Source organism: Kitasatospora sp. NPDC059812 (genome assembly GCF_042732075.1).
Lineage (GTDB): Bacteria > Actinomycetota > Actinomycetes > Streptomycetales > Streptomycetaceae > Kitasatospora.
The window spans coordinates 56,112-63,434 of the sequence record NZ_JBHWIO010000012.1; the positions used below are offsets into that span (position 1 = coordinate 56,112).

Genomic DNA, 7,323 nt, shown 5'->3' on the forward strand with positions numbered 1-7,323 from the left:
CTCCTCCACACAAACCTCTACCCCCGCCCCCCCCCCCCCCCGGGCGCCCCCCCCCGGCCCCCCCGGCCCGCCCCCCCCCCCCCCCCCCGGGCCGGGGGGCCCGTCGCGTTCCCGCCCACCGGGAGCCGGGTCGGGCCGCGCCGCCCGGGCTGCGCTGACCAGTGCGCCTGCGGGCGGTGCGGGCCCGGTGCGGACGCGGGGCGCGGGAAGGGGTCCTGGTTGCTTCCCGCGCCGGCCGGTCCGCCGACAGTTGGTCCGTGGCCCGAGGCCTCGCTCTCCCCTGGGGGCCTCGTCCCGACTCCTCCCCAGCGATCTCGGTCCGAAACCATCTGAAACCTGGCGTTTTGCCCCGGTTTGATGGCGAGGTTGTTCGAGCCGAACCCGGCGGGGGCCGGACTGGCCGGGCCGCCGCCGGGTAGCGTCATCCCTGACGGCCGTGGCGGGACCCACGGCGTACCGCCGGGCACGGCGGCTCAGCAGGGGAGCGGTGGTAGCGAGGATGGCGCGGGGCGGAAAGGCCTTCAAGGCCGTGGCCAAGGGCATGGCCGTGGTGGCGAGCGCGGCCGCCGTGATCGAACGGCGCCGGCGCGCCGCGATGGCGGCCGATCCGCACGAGCTCGCCGTCCCCGCACTGGCCGAGGCGCCCGATCCGGTGCCGGCCCCGCGGGTCGAACCCGCCGCGGTGCCGGCCGCCGCCCCGGCGGCCCCCTCGCCGGTGGCACCGCCCGGCCTGGCGCGGGAGTACCACCCCGGCCGGCCCGCCACCCCGGCCGAGGCCGTGCCCTGGGGGCTGCGGGTGGCCGCCGAGTCGACCTGGCGGCTGCTGCTGCTCGGCGGCGCGCTCTACGTCGTCTTCTACATCGTCGACATGCTGCGGCTGGTCGCCTTCGCGGTGCTGGCCTCGCTGCTGATCTCCGCGCTGCTGGAGCCGACGGTCTCCTGGCTGCGCCGGCACGGGGTGCCGCGCTCGCTGGCGGCGGGCGGGGTGTTCCTGAGCGGTCTGGCCGGAATCGGGCTGGTCGGCTGGTTCGTGGTCTGGCAGGTGTCCACCAACCTGTCGACGGTCACCAGCAAGGTGAAGGACGGCGTCGACCAGCTGCGGGACTGGCTGAGCACCGGGCCGCTGCACCTGACCCAGCAGCAGATCAACGACTACGCCGACCAGATCGGCAAGGCGATCACCACCAACACCGACCAGATCACCTCGGCCAGCCTGACCGGCGCGCAGATCGCCGTCGAGGTGCTGACCGCCGTGGCGCTGGCCTTCTTCACCACCTTCTTCTTCCTCTACGACGGCGCGCGGATCTGGAACTGGGCGCTGCGCGGACTGCCCCGGCACTCCCGCTTCGCCATGGCCGGCGCCGGCCCGAAGGCCTGGGCGACGCTCACCGCGTACGTGCGCGGCACCGTCTGCGTGGCCTTCATCGACGCGGTCTGCATCGGCATCGGCATCGACCTGCTGGGCGTGCCGATGGCGATGCCGCTGGCCGTGATCATCTTCCTGGGCGCCTTCGTCCCGCTGGTCGGCGCACTCGTCACCGGCACGGTCGCGATGCTGATCGCCCTGGTCACCGAGGGGCCGTGGACGGCGCTGATGGTGCTGATCGTGCTGGTCGCGGTGATGCAGATAGAGAGCCACATCCTGCAGCCGCTGATCCTCGGCCGGGCCGTCCGGGTGCACCCGCTGGGCGTCGTCCTCGGCGTCGCGGCCGGCGGCATCATCGGCGGCATCGGCGGTGCGGTGGTGGCCGTCCCGCTGATCGCCGTCACCAACACCGTGATCACCCACCTGCGCCGCCGCAACGAGGCCGGCCAGGCCGTCTTCACCGCCATGGAGGCCGCCCGCGAGGCCGCGGGCCGCACCTCCGCAGCCCCGGCCGCGGACGGCTGAGGCCGAAGCACAACGCCGACGGGCCCTCCCGGACGTGGTGTCCGGGAGGGCCCGTCGGCGTTGGTGCGGGGTCCGTCAGGCGCCGGCGGCGGCGAGGGCGGCCTCGGAGTCGAGGACGCCCGCCACGGCCTGGAGGACGGCGGCGATCTTCATCGAGGCCTGGACGACCTCGCGCTCGACACCGGCCTTGCGCAGCACGGCCTCGTGCGAGTCGAGGCACTGGCCGCAGCCGTTGATGGCCGAGACGGCGAAGCACCAGAGCTCGAAGTCGACCTTCTCGACGCCCGGGGTGCCGATGATGTTCATCCGCAGACCGGCCCGCATCGTGCTGTACTCCTTGTCGGAGAGCAGGTGCAGCGTCCGGTAGTAGACGTTGTTCATCCCCATGATCGCGGCCGCGCCCTTGGCGGCGGTGTACGCCTCCGGGGAGAGGTTGGCCTTGGCCTCGGGCTCCAGCTCACGCAGCACGGCGGCGCTGCGGGTGGCCATCGCGCAGGACAGCACGGTGCCCCAGAGCTGCTGGGCGGGGAGGTCGGAGTTGCCGATGACCGAGCCCAGGTTGAGCTTGAGGTCCTTGGCGTAGTCCGGGAGGGCGGCCTTCAGGTCGTCGAGGGCCATGGGTCAGCCCGCCAGCAGGGCCTGGGCGTCGAGGGTGTCCTCGCCCTTGGTCCAGTTGCACGGGCACAGCTCGTCGGTCTGCAGGGCGTCCAGCACCCGCAGGACCTCCTTGGGGTTACGGCCGACGGAGCCGGCGGTCACCATGACGAACTGGATCTCGTTGTTCGGGTCGACGATGAACACCGCGCGCTGGGCGGTGCCGTCGGCGCCCTCGACGCCGCAGGCGCGCATCAGGTCGTGCTTGACGTCGGCCAGCATCGGGAAGGGCAGGTCGCGCAGGTCCTTGTGGTCCTTGCGCCAGGCGTGGTGCACGAACTCGGAGTCGCCGGAGACGCCGAGGATCTGGGCGTCGCGGTCCGCGAACTCGTCGTTCAGCTTGCCGAACGCGGCGATCTCGGTCGGGCAGACGAAGGTGAAGTCCATCGGCCAGAAGAAGACGATCTTCCACTTGCCCTCGTAGGACTTGTGGTTGATCTCGGCGAAGGCGTTCGCGGCGTCCAGGTCGACGCAGGCGTTGAGTTCGAACTCGGGGAACTTGTCACCGATCGTGAGCACGTTCGCTTCTCCTGAAGTGAGACTGAGGGGAGTTTTGTCCGGATTCCGGACACGTCCTACGGTTCCACATCGTGGACTGATCAGGGAAATAGCTACACTTGATGTGTCTGATCGGAGATGGCTATCAGTACCGAACCGCCCACGTCGCGGCCCCGCCCCCGCAGGGGCGCCGCCGCCAAACCCGAGGCCGCTGTGGCGAGCGCCACAGTCCGCAGCCCCCGGGCGCCGACCGTCGCCCAGCTCAAGGCCTTCCTCGCGGTCGCCGAGCACCGGCACTTCCGGGAGGCCGCCGCCGCCACCGGGACCAGCCAGCCGGCCCTGTCCGGGGCGGTCGCGGCGCTGGAGGAGTCGCTGGGCGCGCAGCTGGTCGAGCGTACGACGCGCAGGGTGATTATCACCCCCCTGGGTGAGCGCGTGCGCGAGCACGCGCGCCGGGTGCTCGCCTCGCTGCAAGCCCTCACCGAGGAGGTCGAGGCCGCCCGCCGCCCGTTCACCGGGCCGCTGCACCTCGGCGTCATCCCGACCGTCGCGCCCTACCTGCTGCCCACCGTGCTGCGGCTGGTCCGCGACCGCTTCCCGGAGCTGGAACTGCACGTCCACGAGGAGCGCACCCCCGCGCTGCTGGAGGGACTGGCCGCCGGGCGGCTGGACGTCCTGCTGCTCGCGCTCCCGGCCGGCGGCACCTCGCCGACCCGCGACATCCCGCTGTTCGACGAGGACTTCGTCCTGGTCACCCCGCCCGACCACCCGCTCGCCGGGCGGATCGACGTCCCGCGCGACGTGCTGCTCGACCTGGACGTGCTGCTGCTGGAGGAGGGCCATTGCCTGCGCGACCAGGCCCTCGACATCTGCCGTGAGGTCGGCGCCGATCCCGGGGGCTCCACCACCCGCGCGGCCGGCCTGTCCACCCTGGTCCAGCTGGTCGCCGGCGGCCTCGGGGTGACGCTGCTGCCCGCCACCGCGCTGGACGTCGAGGCCGGCCGCACCGACCGGCTGGCCGCCGTCCGCTTCGCCGCCCCGACCCCCGGCCGCCGGATCGGGCTGGCCACCCGCCCGGGCTCGGCCCGCAGTGCCGAGTACGAGCGCTTCGCGGCCGCGCTGCGCGAGGTGCTGGCCGAACTCCCGGTCCGGATCGCCTCCTAGCGGCCTGCAGCCTTACGCGGTTACGGCTTCGCCGGGGCGCCGAGGCAGAGTCCGACCGTGGTGGCCACCAGCAGGTCCAGGGCCCGCAGGGTGCCGTGGTCGGGCTGCTCGCCGGGCGCGCGCAGGGCCAGGTAGCGGTCGGTGAGGCCGTCGAAGCCGGTGAGGAAGTGGACGGCGATCTCCTCGGCGGGCGTGGCCAGTTCGAGGCCGTGCGCCTCGGCGAGGGTGGTGAGCATCTCCGCCGCGGTGCGCTCGATCCCGTGCTGGAGCGCCCGCATGATCTCCTGGAGGTCCGGGTCGCGCATCGCCAGCGCCGCGAACTCGCTCAGCAGCAGGCAGCGCCCGTCCGTGCCGGTCGAGCTCTCCCAGAGCGCGTGGACCAGTGTGGCGACCTGCTCGCCGAAGGAGCCGTCGCCCGGGTAGGCGGCGCGGACGTGGCCGATGAACTCGGCGGTCAGCTGCTCGACGACGGCCCGGTAGAGGTCCTTCTTGGTGCCGAAGGTGTAGTGCACCGTCGCCTGCGCCACGCCCAGCTCGGCCGCGATCGCCCGGGTGCTGCCGGCGGCGACCCCCTCCCGGGTCATCAGGTCGAGGGCGGCCTGGACCAGTTGCGGTCGGCGTTCGGAGGCGGGGACATGAGCCATCCAGCCAGGGTATCGCCATGGTCGGACAACTGCGTCGAGAGATTCTGTCGCTCGATACTGTCGACCAACTTTGTCGCCTGACAAGGTTGCGCGTACGGTGGACCGCGACCTGTTCAGGCACCTGCCTGCCCGACGATCTGACCGAGGGGTCACCCATGGCCACGTACCTCTACCGACTGGGCCGCTACTGCTTCCGGAGACGGCGGGCGGTGCTGGCGGTCTGGATCGCCGTGCTGATCGCGATCGGCGGGGCCGCGGGTGCCTTCGCCGGCAAGACCAGCGACGAGTTCAAGGTGCCGGGCACCGAGGCGCAGACCACCCTGGACCGGATCAAGGACACCTTCCCGGAGCAGGGCCACGGCTCCGCCCAGGTCGTCTTCGCGGCCCCCGCGCCCGGCGGCGCCACCACGCCCGAGGCGGGCAGGGCGGTCAGCGAGACGGTCGCCCGGATCGCCGCCGTCCCCGGCGTGGCTGCCGTGCCCGACCCGTACGCCACCCACGCCGTCTCACCGGACGGCCGGGTCGCGATCGCCCTGGTCTCCTTCGACCACAAGCTCGCCGACGTCACCGACCAGCAGCGCGAGGCCGTCAAGGCCGCCGCCGAACCGGCCCGCGCGGCCGGGTTGGACGTCGCCTTCGGCGGCGACGCGTACAACCGGATGGCGCAGGTCGACGGCGGCGAGGCGATCGGTCTGGCCATCGCCGGGGTGGTCCTGGTGATCACCCTCGGCTCGTTGGTCGCCGCCGGGCTGCCGCTGCTGACCGCCCTGGTCGGGGTCGGCGTGGCGATGGCCGCGATCATGGTGCTGTCCGGCTCGTTCGAGATCATCACCACCGCGCCGGTGCTGGCCCTGATGGTCGGTCTCGCCGTCGGCATCGACTACGCGCTGTTCATCCTCTCCCGGCACCGCCGCCACCTGGACGAGGGCCTGGAGCCGGACGAGGCCGCCGCCCGCGCCACCGCCACCGCCGGCAGCGCCGTCGTCTTCGCCGGCCTCACCGTCGTCGTGGCGCTCGCCGGGCTCGCCGTCGCCGGCGTCCCCTTCCTGACCGTGATGGGCCTGGCCGCCTCCGGCGCCGTCGTGGTGGCCGTCCTGGTCGCGATCACGCTGCTGCCCGCGCTGCTCGGCTTCGCCGGCCGGGCCATCGACCGGCTGCCGGTCTGGAAGCGGGCGCTGCGCACCGGCGGCCGCACCACCCTGGGCGAGCGCTGGGGCCGCTTCGTGGTCCGCCGCCCGCTGGCCGTGCTGCTCGTCGGACTGGCCGGACTGGGCCTGCTCGCGGTGCCCGCCGCCAGCCTCCAGCTCGGCCTGCCGGGCGGCGGTTCGCAGGCCGCCGGCACCGATGCGCGCAAGGCCTACGACCTGGTCGGCGAGAGCTTCGGGCCGGGCTTCAACGCGCCGCTGGTGGTCGTCGTGGACGCCGGGGGCGCGCCGCAGCCGGAGCAGGCGGTGCAGGGGGTGGCGGCCAGGCTGCAGACCCTGCCGGGCGTGCGGACACTGCTGCCCCCGGCCGTCGACCAGGCCGGTCGCACCGCCCTGTTGACCGTCATCCCGCAGACCGGACCGGACGACGCCGGCACCAGGACACTGGTCAACGAGATCCGCGACCAGCGCGCGCCGCTCAAGACCTCGACCGGCGCGGACATCGCCGTCACCGGCACCACCGCCGCCAACATCGACGTCTCCACCAAGCTCGGCCAGGCACTGCCGCCGTTCCTCGCGGTGATCGTCGGCATCGCGGTGGTGCTGCTGGCGCTGGCGTTCCGCTCGGTGCTCGTCCCGCTCAAGGCGGTGGCCGGCTTCCTGCTCAGCATCACCGCCTCGCTCGGCGCGGTGGTCGCGGTCTACCAGTGGGGCTGGCTGGACGGCCTGATCGACGTGCCGAAGGTCGGTCCGGTGGTGAGCTTCGTGCCGATCCTGCTGATCGGCGTGCTGTTCGGGCTGGCGATGGACTACGAGCTGTTCCTGGTCTCCGGGATGAAGGAGCAGTACGTCCACGGGAAGGCGCCGCGGGACGCCGTGGTGGCCGGGGTGCGCGGCGGCGCCCGGGTGGTCACGGCGGCGGCGCTGATCATGGTGTCGGTGTTCGGCTCGTTCGTCTTCGGCCACGACCCGATCGTGCAGCCGATCGGCTTCGCCCTCGCGGTGGGCGTGCTGGTGGACGCCTTCGTGGTGCGGATGGCGCTGGTGCCGGCCGCGATGGCGCTGTTCGGCAAGGCCGCCTGGTGGTTCCCGAAGCGGCTGGAGAAGGTCGTGCCGCGGGTCGACATGGAGGGCGAGCAGCTGATCGCGCGGCTGGAGCCGGCGAAGGAGCCGGCCGGGGTTTGAACCGCTCCCGGGCGCCCGCAGCCACCCGTGGGGGGCCCGGGGCCCGGGGGGGCGGCGGGGGGCGGGGGGGGGGGGCGCCCCCCCCCGCCCCGCGGGGGGGGGGGGGGGGGGCGGGCCACAACCACCGATACCGGGGGCCCCC

The 7,323-nt window shown here is 73.5% G+C and carries 6 protein-coding genes; 3 read left to right on the forward strand and 3 right to left on the reverse strand.

The window, feature by feature from the left end; translation table 11 throughout:
• Positions 1–499: 499 nt before the first annotated feature.
• Positions 500–1,891 (forward strand): AI-2E family transporter, encoded by a 1,392-nt coding sequence (locus tag ACFV6D_RS09065; protein WP_363372455.1) that lies wholly within the window; start codon positions 500–502, stop codon positions 1,889–1,891.
• A gap of 75 nt (positions 1,892–1,966) precedes the next feature.
• Here ACFV6D_RS09065 and ACFV6D_RS09070 read toward each other — a convergent pair whose 3' ends face one another.
• Complete coding sequence (locus tag ACFV6D_RS09070; protein ID WP_063347992.1) at positions 1,967–2,509, reverse strand: alkyl hydroperoxide reductase; 543 nt, start codon at positions 2,507–2,509, stop codon at positions 1,967–1,969.
• Positions 2,510–2,512: 3 nt separating this feature from the next.
• On the reverse strand, positions 2,513–3,064 hold the full coding sequence (locus ACFV6D_RS09075) for a peroxiredoxin (RefSeq protein ID WP_063347991.1): 552 nt from the start codon (positions 3,062–3,064) through the stop codon (positions 2,513–2,515).
• A 192-nt stretch (positions 3,065–3,256) separates the two neighbouring features.
• Here ACFV6D_RS09075 and ACFV6D_RS09080 point away from each other — a divergent pair, with 192 nt between their 5' ends.
• Entirely contained in the window at positions 3,257–4,207 is a 951-nt protein-coding gene (locus tag ACFV6D_RS09080; protein WP_063347990.1) for a LysR substrate-binding domain-containing protein, read from the forward strand.
• 20 nt (positions 4,208–4,227) lie between these two features.
• Here ACFV6D_RS09080 and ACFV6D_RS09085 read toward each other — a convergent pair whose 3' ends face one another.
• Positions 4,228–4,851 carry a TetR/AcrR family transcriptional regulator gene (locus ACFV6D_RS09085; RefSeq protein ID WP_063347989.1) on the reverse strand — a complete coding sequence of 208 codons (624 nt, stop codon included), beginning with the start codon at positions 4,849–4,851 and terminating at the stop codon, positions 4,228–4,230.
• A gap of 155 nt (positions 4,852–5,006) precedes the next feature.
• Here ACFV6D_RS09085 and ACFV6D_RS09090 point away from each other — a divergent pair, with 155 nt between their 5' ends.
• Positions 5,007–7,181: an MMPL family transporter gene (locus tag ACFV6D_RS09090; RefSeq protein ID WP_380558992.1), complete on the forward strand. Its 2,175-nt coding sequence runs from the start codon at positions 5,007–5,009 to the stop codon at positions 7,179–7,181.
• Positions 7,182–7,323: the final 142 nt, after the last annotated feature.